General features: G+C 48.0%; 15 protein-coding genes. 6 read left to right on the top strand and 9 right to left on the bottom strand.

The genetic code is table 11. The features are described from left to right. The first annotated feature begins 47 nt into the window (after nucleotides 1-47). From EHS89_RS04020 to EHS89_RS04005, 4 genes are all read left to right on the top strand, one after another. Nucleotides 48-983, top strand: coding sequence for a DMT family transporter (locus tag EHS89_RS04020; protein ID WP_188885227.1), 936 nt, complete (start codon nucleotides 48-50; stop codon nucleotides 981-983). A 110-nt stretch (nucleotides 984-1,093) separates the two neighbouring features. Continuing rightward, nucleotides 1,094-1,615, top strand: a complete 522-nt coding sequence (locus EHS89_RS04015) for a MerR family transcriptional regulator (RefSeq protein WP_124924798.1) — start codon at nucleotides 1,094-1,096, stop codon at nucleotides 1,613-1,615. A 121-nt stretch (nucleotides 1,616-1,736) separates the two neighbouring features. Then, nucleotides 1,737-2,681, top strand: a complete 945-nt coding sequence (locus tag EHS89_RS04010) for an AAA family ATPase (protein WP_124924797.1) — start codon at nucleotides 1,737-1,739, stop codon at nucleotides 2,679-2,681. A gap of 22 nt (nucleotides 2,682-2,703) precedes the next feature. Then, nucleotides 2,704-4,089, top strand: coding sequence for a vWA domain-containing protein (locus EHS89_RS04005; protein WP_124924796.1), 1,386 nt, complete (start codon nucleotides 2,704-2,706; stop codon nucleotides 4,087-4,089). A gap of 202 nt (nucleotides 4,090-4,291) precedes the next feature. On the opposite strand, the gene EHS89_RS04000 is transcribed toward EHS89_RS04005, so the two are convergent. Both EHS89_RS04000 and EHS89_RS03995 read right to left on the bottom strand, forming a co-directional pair. Continuing rightward, on the bottom strand, nucleotides 4,292-5,479 hold the full coding sequence (locus EHS89_RS04000) for a pyridoxamine 5'-phosphate oxidase family protein (RefSeq protein WP_124924795.1): 1,188 nt from the start codon (nucleotides 5,477-5,479) through the stop codon (nucleotides 4,292-4,294). Between the two features lie 170 nt (nucleotides 5,480-5,649). Continuing rightward, nucleotides 5,650-6,636: a cyclase family protein gene (locus EHS89_RS03995; protein ID WP_124924794.1), complete on the bottom strand. Its 987-nt coding sequence runs from the start codon at nucleotides 6,634-6,636 to the stop codon at nucleotides 5,650-5,652. A 126-nt stretch (nucleotides 6,637-6,762) separates the two neighbouring features. Between EHS89_RS03995 and EHS89_RS03990 the strand changes: the two genes are divergently transcribed. Beyond that, nucleotides 6,763-7,710 (top strand): LysR family transcriptional regulator, encoded by a 948-nt coding sequence (locus tag EHS89_RS03990; RefSeq protein WP_124924793.1) that lies wholly within the window; start codon nucleotides 6,763-6,765, stop codon nucleotides 7,708-7,710. Nucleotides 7,711-7,973: 263 nt separating this feature from the next. On the opposite strand, the gene EHS89_RS03985 is transcribed toward EHS89_RS03990, so the two are convergent. Together EHS89_RS03985 and gcvP are read right to left on the bottom strand one after the other, a co-directional pair. Continuing rightward, a complete protein-coding gene (locus EHS89_RS03985; protein WP_124924792.1) occupies nucleotides 7,974-8,186 on the bottom strand; it encodes a hypothetical protein in 213 nt (70 codons plus the stop codon). Nucleotides 8,187-8,569: 383 nt separating this feature from the next. Next, nucleotides 8,570-11,476, bottom strand: coding sequence for an aminomethyl-transferring glycine dehydrogenase (gene gcvP / locus EHS89_RS03980; RefSeq protein WP_124924791.1), 2,907 nt, complete (start codon nucleotides 11,474-11,476; stop codon nucleotides 8,570-8,572). Between the two features lie 371 nt (nucleotides 11,477-11,847). Between gcvP and EHS89_RS03975 the strand changes: the two genes are divergently transcribed. Next, complete coding sequence (locus EHS89_RS03975) at nucleotides 11,848-13,890, top strand: TonB-dependent copper receptor (RefSeq protein ID WP_170167402.1); 2,043 nt, start codon at nucleotides 11,848-11,850, stop codon at nucleotides 13,888-13,890. A gap of 312 nt (nucleotides 13,891-14,202) precedes the next feature. On the opposite strand, the gene EHS89_RS03970 is transcribed toward EHS89_RS03975, so the two are convergent. The 5 genes from EHS89_RS03970 to EHS89_RS03950 form a co-directional block, all read right to left on the bottom strand. Beyond that, entirely contained in the window at nucleotides 14,203-15,291 is a 1,089-nt protein-coding gene (locus tag EHS89_RS03970) for a lipid A deacylase LpxR family protein (RefSeq protein WP_124924789.1), read from the bottom strand. Beyond that, entirely contained in the window at nucleotides 15,291-15,809 is a 519-nt protein-coding gene (locus tag EHS89_RS03965; protein WP_170167401.1) for a disulfide bond formation protein B, read from the bottom strand. The genes EHS89_RS03970 and EHS89_RS03965 overlap by 1 nt, the downstream gene beginning before the upstream one ends. Before the next feature lie 155 nt (nucleotides 15,810-15,964). Next, nucleotides 15,965-16,297, bottom strand: a complete 333-nt coding sequence (locus EHS89_RS03960; protein ID WP_124924787.1) for a YdbL family probable chaperone protein — start codon at nucleotides 16,295-16,297, stop codon at nucleotides 15,965-15,967. Nucleotides 16,298-16,308: 11 nt separating this feature from the next. Beyond that, nucleotides 16,309-16,509, bottom strand: a complete 201-nt coding sequence (locus EHS89_RS03955; protein WP_124924786.1) for a YnbE family lipoprotein — start codon at nucleotides 16,507-16,509, stop codon at nucleotides 16,309-16,311. 48 nt (nucleotides 16,510-16,557) lie between these two features. After that, nucleotides 16,558-18,930 carry an intermembrane phospholipid transport YdbH family protein gene (locus tag EHS89_RS03950; protein ID WP_124924785.1) on the bottom strand — a complete coding sequence of 791 codons (2,373 nt, stop codon included), beginning with the start codon at nucleotides 18,928-18,930 and terminating at the stop codon, nucleotides 16,558-16,560. Nucleotides 18,931-18,943: the final 13 nt, after the last annotated feature.

Below are 18,943 nucleotides of genomic sequence, written 5' to 3'. Positions count from 1 at the left end.
GTGTAAGCCTCACTATCTCAGTTTAACCGATGATGAGGTTCGTCTTAATGAATCAGATACGATCTAACCAATTGCCTTTTATCTGGATAAAAAATAAATTTGGCAAAGCCCTGTCTCAACCGATGCAGGGCGTCATGCTTGCTCTGGTATCGACAGGATTGTTTGTATTGGTCGGGGTACTGGTACGAATTCTGAGCGAACGAATCGATCTGTTTCAGATACTGCTTTTCCGTCAGATAATATTTGTTGCATTGCTGACACCTGCGATTGTGGTTTCCATCGATACACTGATAAAACCGCGATTGATTCATTTGCATACCTTAAGAATTCTCGGGGCATTTATGGCTCTGTATCTGGGCTTTGTTACGGTGAGTAATATTCCATTGGCCGATGCGACGGCGCTGGGCTTTACCCAGGTGCTGTTTGTCGCCCTTATATCACGGATATGCCTGGCGGAATCGGTTGGTTTTTCAAGAATGATGATAGTGTTGGTGGGCTTTTTCGGCGTAATGCTGATAGTGCAGCCTACATTTGAAAGCAGTACCGCGCTGTATACCTTGGCGGGTTTGTGTGGTGCATTGGGAGCTGCGATAGCCGTTGTTTGTGTGCGCAGCTTGTCTAGAACAGAGTCTCGTATTGTATTACTGACTTACCAGGCTGTTTTTGTCGGATTGATCGCCCTGATACCCAGTTTATATTCATGGCAATGGCCTTCTTTTTACGAACTGATGTTACTTATTCTGGTCGGAATAATCTCCTCGGTTGCGCAGTGGGTCGGGGTTACAGCCTACCAACTGACTGAAGCCAATGTGGTGGCAAACGTTGAATACGCGAAAATAATATACTCGTTGATTTTCGGTTATTTACTGTTTTCTGAAATACCTGATTCTTTAGCATTTCTAGGTGTTTTCATCCTCATCTGCAGCGCTGTGATACCCCTTGTTTTAAGTTTACGATCAAATAAAACCAAGCCGCTTACCTGAAGTGGTTTGTAGCTGGTTATCTGGATGCTTGGTTATTTAGAGTCGGGCGATTAACCTGTCTATAAGTGTAAGCTTTAATTGTAGTGCACCTAATGAAAAGGTAAGAAGTGATGTTGACGGTTTCTCAGCTGGCAAAACAGTTTGGTATCTCGCGAACCAGTATTTTGTACTACGAGCGGGAAGGGCTTTTGCTGCCCAGGACCCGCTCTGAAAATGGTTATCGCTGGTATGGGCCTGAGGAGATTAATCGGCTGGAAAAAATTATGGCATACCGATCATTTGGCGTGCCTGTGGCCCAACTGTCGAACCTGATAGACAGATCTAATGATGCCTGCCAGGAAAAGATTCTGCAGGATCAGTTCAATGCACTAGAGTGGGAGATACAACAATTAAGGCTGCAACAGAAAGCCATCCTGCAGTTTATGGAACAGCCTGAGCTCGTGGAAGAGAAGGTGATCAGTAAAGAGCGTTGGACTCAGATAATGTCAGATGCCGGTCTGACAGATGAAGATCAGCACAACTGGCATATACATTTTGAACAGACAAAACCGGAAGGGCATCAGCGGTTTCTCGAATCACTGAATATTAAACCGGCAGAGATTAAAAGTATTCGAGAATGGTCTAAACCATAAGACAGACTTTGCCTATAGAGGACGCTAAGTTGTACAAGTACAGATTGTAATAAGGGAAAACCCTAGCTTCTTGCCTGGGTCGGTCATACAATCATGTAAATGGGCAAAATAGAGACCTCCGGTGATCATTCGAAATCAGGATAAAATCAACTCCCCAGATACCATCAAACAGCAGTTTGAAGCCTTGGGTTACATCTGTAGTGATGCTATTGCCACTTCGGTTTATCTGGCCTGCCATCTGCAAAAGCCGATCTTAGTCGAGGGTCCTCCGGGTGTGGGTAAAACGGAGTTAGCAAAGAAAACAGCTGACCTGTTGTCTGCTCCCTTAATTCGTATGCAGTGTTATGAAGGACTTGATGAGGCCAAGGCTCTCTACGAATGGAAGTACGGCAAGCAGCTGCTCTATACCCAGTTACTGAAAGATCAACTAGGTGATGTTATGCGGGGGGCTAAAGGACTGGATGAGTCGGTTTCCCGTTTGCATCAGTTCGGGGATATTTTTTACTCGGATGAATTTCTCGAGCCCCGTCCGCTTTTGGAAGCATTAAGATCGGAAGACGGAGCTATTCTTCTGATTGATGAAATCGATAAAGCCGACCAGGAATTTGAAGCGTTTTTACTGGAGCTTCTGTCGGACTATCAAATATCTATTCCCGAGTTAGGCACAGTAAAAGCTAAGTCGAAACCGCTGGTGTTTCTAACCAGTAATAATACCCGGGAGCTGAGTGATGCGCTTAAGCGTCGCTGTCTGCATCTCTATATTCCTTTCCCGTCAAAAGCGATAGAGCAAAAGATCATTACCGCTCAGGTGCCGGAACTGAATGACAAACTTAAACAGCAGTTAGTTGAGTTTATCGGTGAACTTCGGGACATGTCTTTGAAAAAGGTGCCCGCTGTCAGTGAAACGATTGACTGGGCCCGGGCGTTATTATTGCTCAATGTCGATAACCTGGATCACGAGTGGGTAAAAACCACACTTAATCTGCTGCTCAAGTTTCAGGATGATATTGAAGCGGTTGAACCTGAGATACACAACCTTCTGAAAGTAGCTACCAAGCAACGTTAATCGGCTCGGGTCGAAACTGATCATGCAAAAAGTATTAGGCGATTTTATCCATGCACTGCGACAGGCGGGTTTACCTATCTCATCGTCTGAGACGCTGGATGCATTAAACGCAGCTCAGTTGGTCGGCATCGATAACGCACCACTGCTAAAGCAATCGCTGGGTATGACGTTGACTAAATGTCTGGAACATCGGCTGATATTTGATCAGATATTCGACCGCTACTTTAATCACTCTTTTAACCGGGATGATCAGCTTAAAGATGATAATCGGGCAAGCTCAGCGGATAGCGTAGCTAATTACAAGTCTGATAACGAAGCGATAGAACCTGTTTCAGAGCTCGTTAATCAGCTGGAGTCACCTCTGGCGCAGCAACTGATGAGCAATGACCCGTCCGCGATGCAGGTCATGATGACCAGTGCCGCAGCAGCGGCCGGGGCTCAGGACGTGACCTTTATGACCCAGGTGCCGATGGTCACTTATCGGGTGATGCAGGCGCTGGGTGATGGCGAGTTACAACAGGAATTAGCTGAAATGGCCGATTCTGATGAGAACTGTGCCGAAGTGCAGTTACTTCGCCAGCGTAGAACCCGGCTGCAACAACAGGTGCGTGACTATGTTGAACAGCAGTATCTGCTGTTCAATCAAAATGAACCGCATAAACGACGCGAAAGTAACATACAAAAAATTAGCCTGACCAGTATCGATCAGCGTAATTACAAGCTCATGGGTGAGTTAGTACGCAAGGCGGCTAAACGTCTTGCCAGTATGCATAGTCGCAGAAGGCGGATTACCAAACGTGGTTTACTGGATGTCAGGCGCACTATCGCTGCCAACGCCGCCTACGATGGTTTTCTGTTTCATACCAAGTGGAAATCTACCCGGGTTGAACGACCTAAGGTGATGGTGATATGTGATGTCAGTGGCTCGGTGAGTAAAGTGGCCAGGTTTCTTCTGCTGTTTCTCTACTCTCTGCAGGATGTTCTACCGAATGTACGTTCTTTTGTATTTTCATCGGATATGGCTGAAGTGACGCAGCTGTTTGAGCAGCAGGATATGGACCAGGCGCTGGCAGAGGTCATACATCATTGGGGCAATAAGTCGACTAACTACGGTAAGTCACTGGCAGATTTTGAGCAGATAGGACTTGGTGATATCGACAATAGAACCACTGTGATTATGCTGGGTGATGCCCGGAATAATAATGAGGATGGCAATGTCTCTGTGTGGGAGGAACTCTACCGCCGAAGCCAGCGTGTGCTGTGGCTCAATCCTGAGGGACAGGTTAGTTGGGATAGCGGCGATTCGATCATGAGTCAGTACGCCCCTTATTGCTCCCATGTTGAAACCTGTAATTCGCTGAGAGATCTCAATCGAATCTTAGGTTCAGTGTTAAAGCATGAGGCGTGAAGGGTATAGGTTTAAGTTGTATCAGAGATAACTGAGAGCTGAATGGGTAGCCACTCTGGGACTAACCAATAAATTATCAATAATATTGAGAGGCTTGTGATAGATAGTAGGCGTCTGATGTGCTTTTTCAGGCGCTTGTAAGTGTCATATTGCCGTCATTATAGCTTTGTGGCGCATACGAACAGGAAAGTTACTGGGCAGTTTAGTAATGCCCCTTAAGAACAGGAACGTGTTCATTTTCTCCTTCCAGGTGGTGCGCCAGATACCCCTGACGTTTCCAGATCAATGCTTCGTAGAGTTCGGGAAAATCGTGTACTACTGAGTCGATCACTGATGGTAGCGCTAATAGTCGGTCGCTCCATTGTGCGACCTTTGGCAATGCTATCCTGTCGAAAACCGGGAGTAGACGCTCGATAAGCGCCAACCGGGTGAAAAGCGGTGCGTAGGCAGCATCGACTAATGAGAAGTCGGCGCCGTTAAAGAACGGGCCTTCACCGAGTTCAGCCTCCAATATTTCGAGTTTAGTTTTATTCGCGCTCACCACGTCGCGAAACGCCTCTTCGGTTTCAGCGGTTGTCATGTGCAGAGTGTCCACCAGGCAGTTTGAACTGAATTCGATCCAACTCCGGTTGCGTGCACGCTGTATCGGATCAGCAGGATGAAGCCGGACAGGTGTTAGTTCATCAATCAGTTCGTTTATCACGGTTGACTCGTAAATCACGTTGCCATCCACCAACAGCAAAGGAACCTTCCCGGTTGGAGACAGCTTCAGGAACCAATCGGGTGGCTCAGAGAGATCCACGTAACGGATGCGGAATTTCACTTGCTTATGCAGAAGCGTTATCACAGATCGCTGTACGAATGGACACAGCTTGAAACTGACCAGCTCGAAATCTACAGCGGCCAGCCCCGTGAGTCTTTCCCGGGCGAGATGTTCGTAATGACTCCCGAAGTGTTGCAGTAGTGCATCTTCACTTACTCCGATGTCATATGCCGGTGATGTAATGCTGAGCGCGCGTTGTACTTCTAGTACAACCACCCCTCGTACCTTCTCTTTTAGGGAACCCCATTGTTCGAAGTGCTGGTGTATCTTCGGATACAGCTCGTCGAACGCTGACGAATCCCGCTCTATATACTGTGCATCACCTTTGAACCTGAACCCCTTTCTGGAGAGCGGATCGACGATGTTTATTTCGAGAGCGGGATTTTGTTGTAGGTTCGATATTGTGTTCGGGGAGCGAACCTCGCCAAACAGAATACGATTGTCGTCGAGAACAACCATGGTCCCCTTCGGCGAAAGATTCGGTGAGCTATCCACATCAACTGTTGCCACGAACCCCAGGCGGTGTTGTGCAACCAACAGCTTCATTTCTTCCGTTAGGATACCCATTAGTAATTCTCCATTGGTTCATTTTGAGATTTATTCTGTGACCCTGAAAACTTTGCTGGAAAAATGACACTGCAGACCCTCCGTCATCTCTCATAGGAGGACCTGCTGAAACAGTCAAAAAGAAACAAGTCACAGAATCGCCGTTGTAGCGAGGCCTGGAATTATGATTCTCAGCTAGCCGTATCGTCTGCCTGGCAAACCGCCATAACACGTGCCGGGCCACCGGTACCACCCACATGATTTAGCGCCCCCACCATCAGGCTGCATTGGCCCTGATGTTGCGACAGTTCGCCCAGATTGGTGAGGTTTTCAACGATCAACACATCCCGCTGATATAAGCGCACATGTGCTGGCCATGCATTGCTCCATTTATCATCTGTGCCTTTAGCGCCCTGACCGGAGTCGGTACTGAAGCTGTCAGCAGCAATACCTGAGATTTTGATCTGTTTTTCATCCATGATTTTGATTATTTCTTCAATCGCTTCAGCACTGAATCCAGGGTGATTCAGGCTGTTGACGTAGCGGGATTGATCCCAGTCTTCGGTGCCAGAAAAATAGAACTGTTCCCAACCCACCCGGCCAACCAGCCACACGCCATCTTTTATCTGATCGGCAACAGCGCGAATATCAGCGGCTCGAATAGTCGCCTGGGAGCTGTCTGAAAAGTCGGTGACACTCGTATCCGGGCTTGGGTTTCCGCCATTTTTTTTCAGTTCTTTTTCTACGCGCTGCGAGACATCGATTAATACGATATCACCGGTCAGTTGTGCTGTGGTCAGCTGATGAGCGGCTTTACGTTCTGCGAAAGGTATAGCGCTTGTTTCTGCACTTTGTTCATTATTCCAATAATGATTCGGGGCGTTAAAACTGGTGCCGTTGTGCTCCTGAATCAAAATTGCGCCACTCTCGAAGTGCCCCTGATTAGTGGCCCACTTGTCGACCGGATATAACACCGCCTGATGATAAAATCCGGCTATAGGAGTGCTGTTGGCAATGGGCCTGCTTAAATCGGGTTTAGTGGCATCCTCTGTGCTGGGCGCAAAGGTGGGGATGGGGTGGCTCAGGTCAATAAAGCTAAGCTCGACCTGAGTTTTTGCATGGATACTGCCTGCGCTAATGCTGGCCAATATGGCTGCGGTAGTCAGCAACTTTTTCATGGTGGTACTCCTGATAATTGGAAACTTACTTAAGTGATTGAGCCGGCTTGATAAGCGCATATTAAACCTGTGCCGCATGTGATTAAATGTCATCTTATTCTTAATAGTTGTGATGAAATTTCACTTATGGATAAACTCAGTCTACTGAAGCAGTTTGTCGTATCGGTTGAACAGGGTGGGTTTGCTGCCGCCGCTAACCACTTAGGTTTATCCCCTTCGACGTTAAGCAAGGGCATGGCGCGGTTAGAAGAACACCTGAATTTCAAGCTGTTTCACCGCTCGACCCGGCAGGTAAGTTTGACCGAAGCCGGTAGTCGATACCTGATTACCGCTCGACAGATCCTAATGGAACTGGAGCAGTGCGAACAACGAATTCAACAAGCCAATGATGAGCCCAAAGGCCGGATAAAAGTTAACCTCCCGGTATCTTACGGACGCCTTTATGTGATGCCGTTATTACAACGTTTTATTCAGCAATACCCGGAAATTGAGCTGGAACTGTCATTTAACGACAGCTATGTCGATATGCTGGAACAAGGGATCGACCTGACAATTCGCAGCGGCAGCCTTGAAGACCGGCGCCTGGTCGCTCGTAAGCTGAGCCCTGTCGATTTTTTGATCTGCGCCGCCCCCGATTATCTGACAAAGAACGGATGTCCAACGACGGCAGCCGAATTCAGCGACCACCCCTGGATCCGCTTTCGTTATCGGCAGACGGGACGATTAATGCCAGTGACAATGCCCGATGGAGACGACGAGCAGAACTATGATCCTGGGCAGCAGTTTATTGTCGATGACGGCGAAGCTTTGGCAGAACTTTGCGCTCAGGGATTGGGACTGACCCAGCTACCCCATTTCATAGCCCGGGATTGGCTAAAAGATGGTCGTATTGTTCCGATTCTGCCCTACCACCGGCCACAAGGACACGGCGTTTATTGCATTTATCCGAAGCGTGAATATCTACCGGCAAAGGTCCGGGTACTGGTCGAATTTATGATTCAGCAGATCGAAGCGAATGGCGAGAGTGCCTATCGAACCTGGGTAGAAGAGTTGGACAGCGACTGGGATAAATAGGAAAAGAGCGGGTAACTCATTCTTTAAATGCTGTTCTCTATTCTGAGCGAATGTAATTGTCGAGAGATTTGTCGATTTTTATATATGTGGAAGATCGGTTAGAGACCAGTAGGCACTTAGTAGAGCCAAGCCAATCTGACCGTCGTTATGTGTCATTTGGCGACATTCTGGTTCGATGAACTGAAACATTCAAAAGCTAAAGCGATCCCCCAAAACTGACGTTAAGTAGAAGGGCAAGGTTCGACTAATTAATGCTCTAGGTGTCAACTTGTCGTTACATTCGTCGAACTGGCGTCGTGCTGTTTGAAAATGTCTTCAATCTCCGGCTTGGTTTCATCCGCTATCATCACCTTGATCTGTTGGTTTTCCTCATCAACATAAATTTGTTCCTGTGGAATTCCGATTGCAATCAGGTCGTTTCGTACGTTCTTAATTTGATTAGCTGACTCATACGTTCCGGTAACGGTTTTAGTCATGGAAGTAGTCCTCTCGGATTCTGACTAAGTTTACTTAGTCTCAAATTTAGAATAGCTGCTCTTCATAGCGTGCGTCCAGAATGCCGTCTATTTTCTATCTTGAGCCGCTGGTGCGGTGTTAAAAGTAGCTAGTATTGAATATGCCGTACGTTATGCGCAAACTGAGTGCGTCGTAAGCGATCTCACAGGCACTAAGGCAACAAAGATCAAGCTTCAGGTCGGTTTTGTGCGAATGACAGACGTGGTATCTGGTTCTGATAATTTAGAGTTAGAACGAATAAGGCCGTTCAGTGAACGGCCTTATCGGTCGGGTTACCAGATTCAATCTGGGTATTAAGCTTCAAGATCGCGGTTTCCAACTTAAATAGCCGTGATTAAAAGCCTTAATCTTGCGCATAACTCTCCATCGAAGGGCAAGCGCAGAATAAGTTACGGTCGCCGTAAACGTTATCGATACGGTTGACGGTAGGCCAGAACTTATTGGCTTTTACTGAATCAAGCGGGAAGGCACCGAGAACCGGAGAGTATGGTCGATCCCATTTGGGGTCGATCAGGTCTTCCATCGTATGGGGTGCACCTTTGAGTGGGTTTTGTTCAGCGTTTAGTTTACCTGCTTCAACATCTGCTATTTCCTGGCGAATAGCGATCATCGCTTCAATGAAACGATCGATCTCGGCCTTAGGTTCGGATTCGGTCGGCTCGATCATCAGGGTGCCGGCTACCGGGAAGGACATAGTCGGAGCATGGAAACCGTAGTCCATCAGGCGCTTGGCAACGTCTTCTTCAGAGATGCCAGAGCTGTCTTTCAATGGACGCAGGTCGATGATGCATTCGTGGGCAACCTTATCGTTACGGCCGGTATAGAGAACAGAGTAATGCTCGCCCAGTTTCTTGGTCAGGTAATTGGCATTAAGGATGGCAACTTCAGTTGCCTTACGCAGCCCCGGCTGGCCCATTAATGCGATATATACCCAGGTGATCGGCAGAATACTGGCGCTGCCCCATGGCGCAGCAGAAACGGCACCATTATCTGGCTTAGGACCATCGATTTTCTGTACCGGATGGTTGGCAACAAAAGGCGCCAGGTGGGCTTTAATGCCGATAGGGCCCATGCCCGGACCGCCACCACCGTGAGGAATACAGAAGGTTTTGTGTAAATTGAGGTGTGATACATCAGCACCGATCTCGCCCGGCTGACTGATCGCAACCTGAGCGTTCATGTTGGCGCCATCCATATACACCTGACCACCATTCTCATGGATGATCTCGCAGATCTCGCGAATGCTCTCTTCGTATACACCGTGAGTCGACGGGTAAGTGATCATCAGGCAGGAAAGGTTTTCAGCATGCTGTTCAGCCTTAGCCCGCATGTCATCCATATCGACGTTACCCTGATCATCACAACCAACGATAACCACTTTCATATCAGCCAGCGCGGCAGAGGCTGGGTTAGTGCCGTGGGCGGAGCTTGGAATCAGACAGATGTTACGGTGATCATCGCCGTTGGCGATATGGAAGTTCCGGATCGCCAATAAGCCTGCGTATTCGCCCTGGGCTCCGGAGTTAGGTTGCATGCAGATCGCATCAAAACCGGTGATCGCTTTGAGCATCTCTTCTAATGAGTTGATCATTTCGCTATAACCAGCGGCCTGATCAATGGGTGCGAAGGGGTGCATGCTACCGAATTCTGGCCAGCTTACCGGAATCATTTCAGCGGTGGCGTTTAGCTTCATGGTGCATGAACCCAGTGCAATCATCGCATGGGTCAGCGAGATATCTTTGTTTTCTAACTGCTTCAGGTAACGCAGCATCTCAGTTTCACTGTGATGCGTGTTGAATACAGGGTGGGTCAAAATGGCTGAGGTGCGAACCAGTGCTGCCGGAATAGAAACGGAACCATTGGCAACCAGTTCTGAATCAATGGCTTCCAGGTCCAGGCCATGATCAGCTCCGATAATGGCCTGCCACAGGTCCAGTATCTCCTGTCGGCCAGTTTTCTCATCGCAGCTGATACCCAACTGATCGGCGCCGACCTTACGCAGGTTGATACCCAGTGCCAGTGCCGCATCATATGCGCTGTCACGCTTGTCGCCCAGGTTCAGGGTGATGGTATCGAACCAGGTGTTATTAACCAGCTCGACGCCTTTGCTTTGCAGGCCTGTTGCCAGAATGTCAGCCATACGGTGAATGCGGCTGGCGATAACTTTCAGACCCTGGGGGCCGTGATACGTGGCATAGAATCCGGCCATATTGGCCAGTAGTACTTGCGCAGTACAGATGTTTGACGTCGCTTTCTCGCGTCGAATATGTTGCTCGCGGGTCTGCATTGCCATGCGTAGTGCCTGGTTGCCACGGCTATCGACAGAGACGCCAATGATCCGGCCAGGTACTGAGCGCTTATAGGCATCGCGGGTAGCAAAGAAGGCTGCGTGCGGACCGCCATAGCCCATAGGTACACCGAAGCGTTGGGCAGAACCGAATACCACATCGGCACCCAGCTCACCCGGTGATTTCAGCATTATCAGACTCATGATATCGGCACTGGCACAGAACAGGGCTTTTTTCGCGTGGGTCTTTTCGATCAGTTCGGACAGGTCTTTTACATGACCATAGGTACCCGGATACTGGGCGACGACACCAAAGGGATCGTGTTGCTCAATCAGTTCATCCAGGTTGCCGACAATGACTTCGTAGCCCAGTGGCTCAGCACGGGTTTCGATGACGCTGATGTTTTGTGGATGGAGGTTTTCATCGACCAGGAATATATTCGCTTTACGCGCTTTGGACATCCGCTTACAGAGTGTCATTGCTTCTGCCGCAGCGGTAGATTCATCCAGTAGGGAAGCATTGGCCAGATCCAGTCCGGTCAGATCGAGTACCATCTGCTGGTAGTTCAACAGCGCTTCGAGGCGGCCCTGTGCCACTTCTGGCTGATAAGGTGTATAGGCGGTGTACCAGCCGGGATTTTCCAATACATTACGCAGGATTACGTTGGGCACGATTGTATCGCTGTAGCCCATGCCAATCATCGAACGGTTAATCACGTTTTTAGATGCGATCTGTTTTAGTTCGCTCAGTACGTCTTCTTCTGTCCGGCTGTCAGCCAGATCGATCGGCTGTGCCAGTTGAATACTTTCCGGTACGGTCTGCTCAATCAGCTGATCGAGTGATTCCAGCCCCAGTTCAGCCAGCATCGCTTGCTGTTCAGCAGCGTTAGGACCGATATGTCGGCCGATAAAAGCATCAGTTTGTTCCAGCTGTGCCAGAGAAAGGGTGTTATCTGCGCTCATGGTGTGTGTCCTGCGTAGATCGATAGAATTGTAATTAAACTTCTCTTAGTATTTTGTAATGTCTAAGTAAAAGCTTTGTTTGGTAACCTGTAATTTAGGGCTTTAAAAAGCCTCTTTTATTGGTCGCGTATCATACAGGCTTTTTGTTTCCCTCTGTATTAAAAAAACGTCGTAATTCCACTATTGGAAATTATTACCCCTATGATTAACCGGGACATTAAATTGAGCTGAATCAGCTTAACTCAATGTTACTCCCCTGATCGGGGAGGCTGCGACAACATGTCACATCCGTAGGTTCAGGCAGATCATTACAATGGCGCCCATTACTTAAGATGCTGCTAATAAAGCAGTTTTATATGAAGGAATATGGCGTGATTAAAAAGACTTTAGTACTGGCTGTAGCCGCTGTGGTTTCTGGTCCTGCGTTAGCTGGCCATGATGATCAGAATCTGGTTATTCAGATTAATTCAGGCTTGCCTCAGGTAGAAAATACCCTACAAAGCGAAACGTCAGCGGTACAGGCATCACCGACGACTGATGGCGGACAGCTACTGAAAAGTTTGAGCGGTGTATCCGGTATCCGAATGGGCGGCCGTTCTATTGATCCGATTATTCGGGGGCAGAGCCAGAATCAGCTGAATATCCTGTTAGACGGTGCTTATATCCATGGTGGTTGCCCTAACCGTATGGATCCGCCTACGTCATATACCTCTGTTGATAGCTATGACAGCGTTACGGTAATTAAGGGTAATCGTACGGTGGTTTATGGTGGCGGTGGCTCCGGTGGTACGGTGCTGTTTGAACGTCAGTGGCCTGAACTGAATGAAGATGGCTATAGCGCTGAGCTGAGCAGTAGCTTCCATGGCAATGGTAACCGCTATGAGCTGGGTGCTGACCTGGCTGCAGGTAATGATGACGGATATATCCGTGTCATAGGTCATAAAACCGAAGGTGACAACTACGAAGACGGAAATGGCACAGAGATTCGTTCTTCTTTCGAGAGTTTGTCGAAGTCTTTGTTGGCCGGTTACCGATTGACTGACAATACAACCATTGAAGCCAGCTATGAGCAGCAGGAAGAAGATGATGTACTGTTTGCCGGTGCTGGCATGGATTCCCCTTATGCGGATTCCGATACAGCCCGACTTAAGCTGACCCATGAGTTTGAGCAGGGTGCTTTGCAGATGATGGAGTTTGAGGTCTATAAATCTGATGTTAAGCACAATATGGATAACTACAGTTTGCGTCCTGCTGGTGCTATGCAGATGCAGGCACCTTCTACTTCAGATACCGAAGGCATGCGCCTGATCTTTGATGCGCATATGGTAGATATCGACTGGACCTTTGGTGCGGATATTCAGAATAACAGTCGTGATGCCGAACTTCAGAATGCAGCGGGTACAGCGTTAAGGATCTTGTGGGCTGGTGCTGAAATAGATCAGACCGGGGTATTTGCAGAGGGTGAAAAGACTCTGAGTCAGGACGATATAGTTAAAGCGGGTCTGCGTTATGACCGGGTTAAAGCTGAAGCGACCCGCAGAGATGAAACTGCAGGTGGTGTACCTGGCTTTATGACTATGAGTTCAGATGCTATCTGGCAGACTGCCGGTGCGCCGGCGGGTGCTGGTGAACAGCGTACCGAACATAATGTGGGTGGTTTTGTTAGCTGGACACACCGATTGAATGAGCAGTACAGCGTTGAAAGTACAGTGTCACGTAGTGTGCGTACAGCTGATGCGACCGAGCGTTATATGGCGCGTACTACGATGATGAGTGACTGGATTGGTAACCCATTGCTTGAACCTGAAAAACACCATCAGCTAGAGGTTAGCCTGCAGGGTAATCATGAGGCGATGAGCTGGTCTGCTAGCAGTTGGTACAACCGGGTAGATGATTACATACTGCGCCAGACCATTAATACGGGTAAAAATCAGGATGTTTATAGCAACGTAGATGCCGAGCTTTACGGCGCTGAACTGGAATTGGCTTATCAGTTAAACAGTAACTGGTCCTTGGGTAATTCATTGGTTTGGACTGTCGGTAATAATCTGGACGATGACAATGCCTTGTCGCGTATTGCGCCATTGGAGTTGACAACATCGTTGGATTATCAGCGTGATCGTCTGCAAGCAGGTATCGAGATGAAGCTGGTGGATACTCAGAACGATATCTGTCTGAGTGGTGCGGCTAATTGCGGTGGTCAGGATGTGCGTAAAACACCGGGCTACGGTCTGGTTAATCTGCATGTGCAGTATGAGTATGAGAACGGTCTGAATTTGGTGGCGGGTATCGACAACCTGACCGATAAAGCTTACACCGTACATGAAAGCCGCGGAGATGTTACATCTGGAGAGAGCTTCCAGGTAACTGAACCGGGTCGCAGTGCATGGTTCCGGATCAGTAAGTCATTTTGATTTTCAATCAGGGCAATCACCAGCAGTGCAGACTGCTGGTGATTTTTAGATTGAGGGGAGTTGATGCTGATGATTTTGAATAAGGTGCGACATCGTGTCACATACCCCTGAGCATTAATCTGAATATAATGGATTCAGGTTTGCTTTCCGGTGTGTATTTAAAGTCTGAACAGCAATAGCCACCAAATTTAAGTTTTTTGATCTTCCGAAAAGATCTCCACAGCCGGGTCCTAAGACCCGGTTTTTTTATGCCTGAAATAAGTTGAAGAATCAGCGTTAAGAACTTTCAGACATGGAGATCAGAAACAGAGATCAGAAACTATAAGAGACGGAGAGGGAACCAAAGCTATGGGTATCTTGTTGGGTCTTAAACTCCTGGCTACGGTAGACCTGGGAGTAAGAAATTTTCCAGTCATCAATCAGCATACTGGCACCCACACTCAGATCACCGACCCAATTCTCCTTATCAACCGAATGGCTGTTACTAAAGGTACTGCCATCGAGGAATATATCGCGCAGTACCCAGCGTCCATCTACTGCAACAAAACCGTGTAGGCCAAAGTTATTATCTTTGCTATAGCCCGTGCCATTTATAATGCGGGGATCGTTGCTGCCAGGTGCACTGTTATCGCCACCCGGACGTAATGAGGAGGTGCCGAAGTCATCGGGCAGGAACCAGCCTAAACGTAGTTCGGCTCCGACATTCAGGTAGGTTGCCACGTTACCCAGGCTTGCCCCGCCATGCCAGATAACGTCATATTCCAGAGCGCCGCTGATGCGCTTAGTAGGTACCCTGTATTTGCGTTCGTATACCAACTGCAGACCCAGTTCATTACTGAGCTGATTATCCCAGCCGTTAAACTTGTCAATGCCCCGCAGGTCATGAATGAAGTCTTGTGCTTCCTGGGCCATGGCAGCCGGGCCCACGACGCCGACATTGAATATGGCTGAATCCATGCGTTGTTTATGCTTCAGGTGATAACCCATGCCCAGATAGAGCCAGCCTGCATAGGGGCGGTCATCTGGGTCTATGGTTGTGCGCAGGTTATCTTCCGGGGTATACATCTGTTGTCCCAGGGTAATAACCAGGTTTCGGACAATTTCATCCTGTTTTGGCGGTGTCTCGTCAAAAATACCCAACGGAGAGGTGATGTATTCGTTGTAGCGCCGTGCCCAGACCGGTAGCCGTTTATCATCCAGGTAGCTGGTCAGGTCGGGCGAGGTCCAGGATGCTCTGACGCCATTGGTATACTGCTGATCAGTATCAGCGAACAGGTCATTTTCCAAATAGAGTGTCAGGGTGCCGGGATTATTCTGATTGCCGTATAGGGCTACCGGCGACGCGAGTACTGGCGTAGAGACAAGTACAGCTATCGCTAGCATAAGAGCCGATTTATTCATTAAAAGAATGTTTTCTTCTGTTGTTTTTTAGTTAAGATCTGCCAGATCACAACAAACAGTATGGCAAACAGGATCAGGGACATATGAGCTACGCCAAAGTCATAGATGTTCCAGCCTAGTTTAGGGCAGGAGACAGCACTGTTAAGGGCGACGATAATCTGATCAGGGGACTGAATATCTAGCAGGTCTGAGCTCGTCATATTACAAGAAGTGCTGCTGGTTCCGGTAGAGAACAGGTGCCGGATTAATGTAACTAAACCGGTACAGACCAGCACCATGTTGGTAAGAGCGATCAGACGTTGGAGAAAGATAAACCTGTTTATTATAAAGCCGGACAGAAACAGCCCGGCCATGGCGACAAGTAATAAACGGATAACGGCACAAAGTAAGCAGTTTTGCAGGTCTGCCAGAGGTTCGAGATAAAGTTCAGCGGTAACCAGTGCTACAGCACAGATTAAAAAGCCAAACGCATTATCCGAACGATATGAAGGCGTACTTAAAACCCCAATAGTAGCCACTCTACAACCCTGTACTGTCGTTATGTTAACTTTCTTTATAGCAGAATATTTGCTTATAAGCAGATTCGGGAACCTGCGAACAAATCCGAAGCTTTCTCTGAAAGCCCCTTCTTTTTAAAAGCAGGGGGCTTTCAGGCTTATTTGCAGTTTCTTAGCTACTTTTTGATCCAGCTTCCGCTAGCATCCTGAACATACTGGCCTTTAGCCGCACGCTGGATCAGGCGTTCTCCGATACGTATTTCGATCACATTGATATCGACACCTGCTTTACGGGCTTTTTCTGCATAGGCTGCCCGACGCTTAGTGTTTATCGATTTAGTCAGAGATTTAGCATCAGCGGTATTTTTTACAATGCCAAGATAGCCATTTAGCTGCTCACCAACCAGGCCTTGCTGTTTTGCATCGTTCAGGCCTATAGCCCAGACCGGCGTAACCATCAGGCTTAGCAGCAGAGTGGCGAATGTCAGTATAGTTTTAATCTGTTTCATGTTGCTGCTCCTCAGAATAGGTCACTGTTTTCTTCAAACAGGTCATCAATCTCTTTATCAACCTTGATCAGTATTTCATGTTCAATTTTTACATTCAGATTGATTGTGATCGGTTCGTTTGGAACAGCGACCTGGACCGTAGGGGCACAGGCTGCCAACATCAGCATCAGGCTGCACAATGTCAGCGATTGTAGTGTTTTTGGCATTTGCATATGCTGCTCTCCGTCAATGATGAAGCACATCGTTTTGTTGTTAGCAGGTTAACGGTAGCGCTTCTCAAGTGTTTCCGTCAATTTATCAGTAAATTGAAGGGCTTGAATCAGTTTTGGTATGTTTTCCTCAATATTGACCGTAAAGTCAACAGGTTGTGCGTTATTCCAGTCGGGATTATGCCCTTTGAGATGAGTTTTCAGCAGGGCAGTACCGTCCGGCAGATAGTCCAGTTTTATCCCCAGGCTCTGGTATTGCAGGTTACGCAGCGCATCAAATGCTATGCCCAGTGCCGGATTAGTTTTTTGTAAAGCAATAAAGGAGGGCGGCGGATCAAATCGGATCCAACCCCCGGCCGGTGTGCTGTTTATCTGGCCATCACTAATACTGAGTTCTCCTCCGTTATAGCGTATAGGTAGCTGACCGTTGAGTGTGCCTGACCCGGTGAGTCCCTGTTGTTGTTCAAGGGCGATCAGCTGAGCCAGATCTATATGGGTAACCGCAATGGCGGTATTTATCTCAGGTTGTATCGGGTCAAAGCTGACCGGTAAGCTGGTGACCTGGCCTCCTAATAGCTCAACGGTGCTGCTATCAAGGCTGAGTTGTTGTTTGCCTGAACGATGTTGTATGAACTGGTAACCCCCTGAAAAGTTTTCCAGTGGTGCACCTGCATCAATAAAGGCGATCGTTAACTTACCCATATCCTGAAGCTTACCGCGGTGGCTCTTAACCGTTTCTGAATCCCAGTTAATATCGTAAAGATGGGTTTGGTCATAACTCAGGCTGGTTTTTCGGGCTCTGTTGAGAAAGCGCAGGGCGATACCGGTTTTATTCATATCCAGCCAGCCCTGATGTGTCAGGCTACCTTCATTAATAATCAGCTCGGGCGGAAGTTCAGGGATATAGCGTTGCAGGAGCTTCTCAATTCCTGTGAGCGATAAGGGGGAGGCTTTCCATTTTGCAGTGCTGTGTGCCGACTCGAAATCTGTTTTGCTGCTACCGCTAATGTTGATCCCGCCCGGGGGCAGGTGCCGGTCATTCAGGCTGAACTTAAAACGATGCACCATCCTCTTTTCAGATAGTTGGGCTGTGGTTTTAAATGCCACGTCAGGAAAGGTGGTATTACCCTGAGAGAGCTTAATGTTAGCGCTACTAATTTCCGCTTTGGCCGAAAGGGACGCGGCAGAAAGCTCCGTCAGTCTGATATTCAGTGGCTCATATTTCAGCTTGTAATCAGGCTGACGGGATATTTTTATCTGTAACGGCTCACCACTAATTTTGAGTAAAACAGGCTCTATTTCTAATTCCTGCAAATAATTCTGTTGAAGTTGTGCGAGGGTGCCGCGGGCGATAACTGGCTGAGTTAGCCCGAGTTCTGTTTTGGTTGTTGATAGAGTTGGTTCAGGTTCTATATTCAGGTTAATTCCAACACCGGAAAACTGCTGTAGCTCGGCTTCGAACTGCTGATCTTTCACTGTGATGGCGGCAGCCAGATCAATACTGAGTAGCTTCAGTCCGGATACCGGCTGCTGTAGTTTTAGCTGACTGCCTAGCTGATACTGGTGTTCAGCTGAAGTGCTATTTATAAGCAGGCCAGATAATGACATAGGGAAAATGCTTTGTCCTTGCAGTTCAATATTACCTGTCAGGGTTTTTAATCCGATCGCCAGACCGTTTTTATCAATGCTGTTATCTGTGAGTTGTTGGATCAGAGGAAGTTGTAATAGTTGGGCAAGCTTATCGGTATTAAGCTGGCTTGTACTGGTCAGCTTTAATTGGTTGTTCGTGATTAAAGGAGACAGTTCACTGGTCAGTAGAGCTGAATTATTAAGACTGAGGTTTAACTTTACCTTATCCTGCCGGGTCGCTGTGAGTCTGGCGCTTAGCTCTGGTGCCGAATCAATACGATTAATACTAATCCCTGCCTGGTTGCTGTTTATCTCAGCCTTGCCGGAGAATCCGAGCCTTTGAGCACCTATACTAATACTCATGTCATAGTGGGATAGGCTGACCTGTTCTGCGGGTAACTGTGCCAGAATCTGTGATGGCAGGGGCAGTGCGGGTAAAACAGTACTGGCCTGATCGTCTTCAGCTAATCTGCTGTTCAGAATCAGTTGAACCGATAGCCGGGCAATATCCAGGTTCTTTATCCGTTGCTCAGTAATCAGTAACCAGGGGGAGAATGTTAAACTGACAGAGTGTGCCGTCAGATCAAGCTGCTGTTGATCGTCTTGTTGTTGGAAGCTAAGTTCTGAAACCTCGATTCTATTCCAGTGAGGGTGCTGTAATACAAATGTCCGCGTATTTATGCCATAACTGTTAAGGCTTTGCCGCACGCTGTATTCAGCCAGTGCGGGTATTGCTACATAGAAACCACCGAATAAAAAAACAAGGAGAGCCAGTGCAAACATTGATCTGCGCATAGAATCCTCCCTG

The sequence above is a fragment of the Amphritea balenae genome, assembly GCF_003858655.1.
Lineage (GTDB): Bacteria > Pseudomonadota > Gammaproteobacteria > Pseudomonadales > Balneatricaceae > Amphritea > Amphritea balenae.
This window is presented reverse-complemented; position numbering and strand designations above follow the sequence as displayed.

What these genes read in the sequence shown, in the direction of transcription:
- EHS89_RS04020 (WP_188885227.1), top strand. Translation starts at nt 48, where the DNA reads ATGAATCAGATACGATCTAACCAATTGCCTTTTATCTGGATAAAAAAT.
- EHS89_RS04015 (WP_124924798.1), top strand. Translation starts at nt 1,094, where the DNA reads ATGTTGACGGTTTCTCAGCTGGCAAAACAGTTTGGTATCTCGCGAACC.
- EHS89_RS04005 (WP_124924796.1), top strand. Translation starts at nt 2,704, where the DNA reads ATGCAAAAAGTATTAGGCGATTTTATCCATGCACTGCGACAGGCGGGT.
- EHS89_RS04000 (WP_124924795.1), bottom strand. Translation starts at nt 5,479, where the DNA reads ATGGGTATCCTAACGGAAGAAATGAAGCTGTTGGTTGCACAACACCGC.
- EHS89_RS03995 (WP_124924794.1), bottom strand. Translation starts at nt 6,636, where the DNA reads ATGAAAAAGTTGCTGACTACCGCAGCCATATTGGCCAGCATTAGCGCA.
- EHS89_RS03990 (WP_124924793.1), top strand. Translation starts at nt 6,763, where the DNA reads ATGGATAAACTCAGTCTACTGAAGCAGTTTGTCGTATCGGTTGAACAG.
- EHS89_RS03985 (WP_124924792.1), bottom strand. Translation starts at nt 8,186, where the DNA reads ATGACTAAAACCGTTACCGGAACGTATGAGTCAGCTAATCAAATTAAG.
- gcvP (WP_124924791.1), bottom strand. Translation starts at nt 11,476, where the DNA reads ATGAGCGCAGATAACACCCTTTCTCTGGCACAGCTGGAACAAACTGAT.
- EHS89_RS03970 (WP_124924789.1), bottom strand. Translation starts at nt 15,291, where the DNA reads ATGAATAAATCGGCTCTTATGCTAGCGATAGCTGTACTTGTCTCTACG.
- EHS89_RS03960 (WP_124924787.1), bottom strand. Translation starts at nt 16,297, where the DNA reads ATGAAACAGATTAAAACTATACTGACATTCGCCACTCTGCTGCTAAGC.
- EHS89_RS03955 (WP_124924786.1), bottom strand. Translation starts at nt 16,509, where the DNA reads ATGCAAATGCCAAAAACACTACAATCGCTGACATTGTGCAGCCTGATG.
- EHS89_RS03950 (WP_124924785.1), bottom strand. Translation starts at nt 18,930, where the DNA reads ATGCGCAGATCAATGTTTGCACTGGCTCTCCTTGTTTTTTTATTCGGT.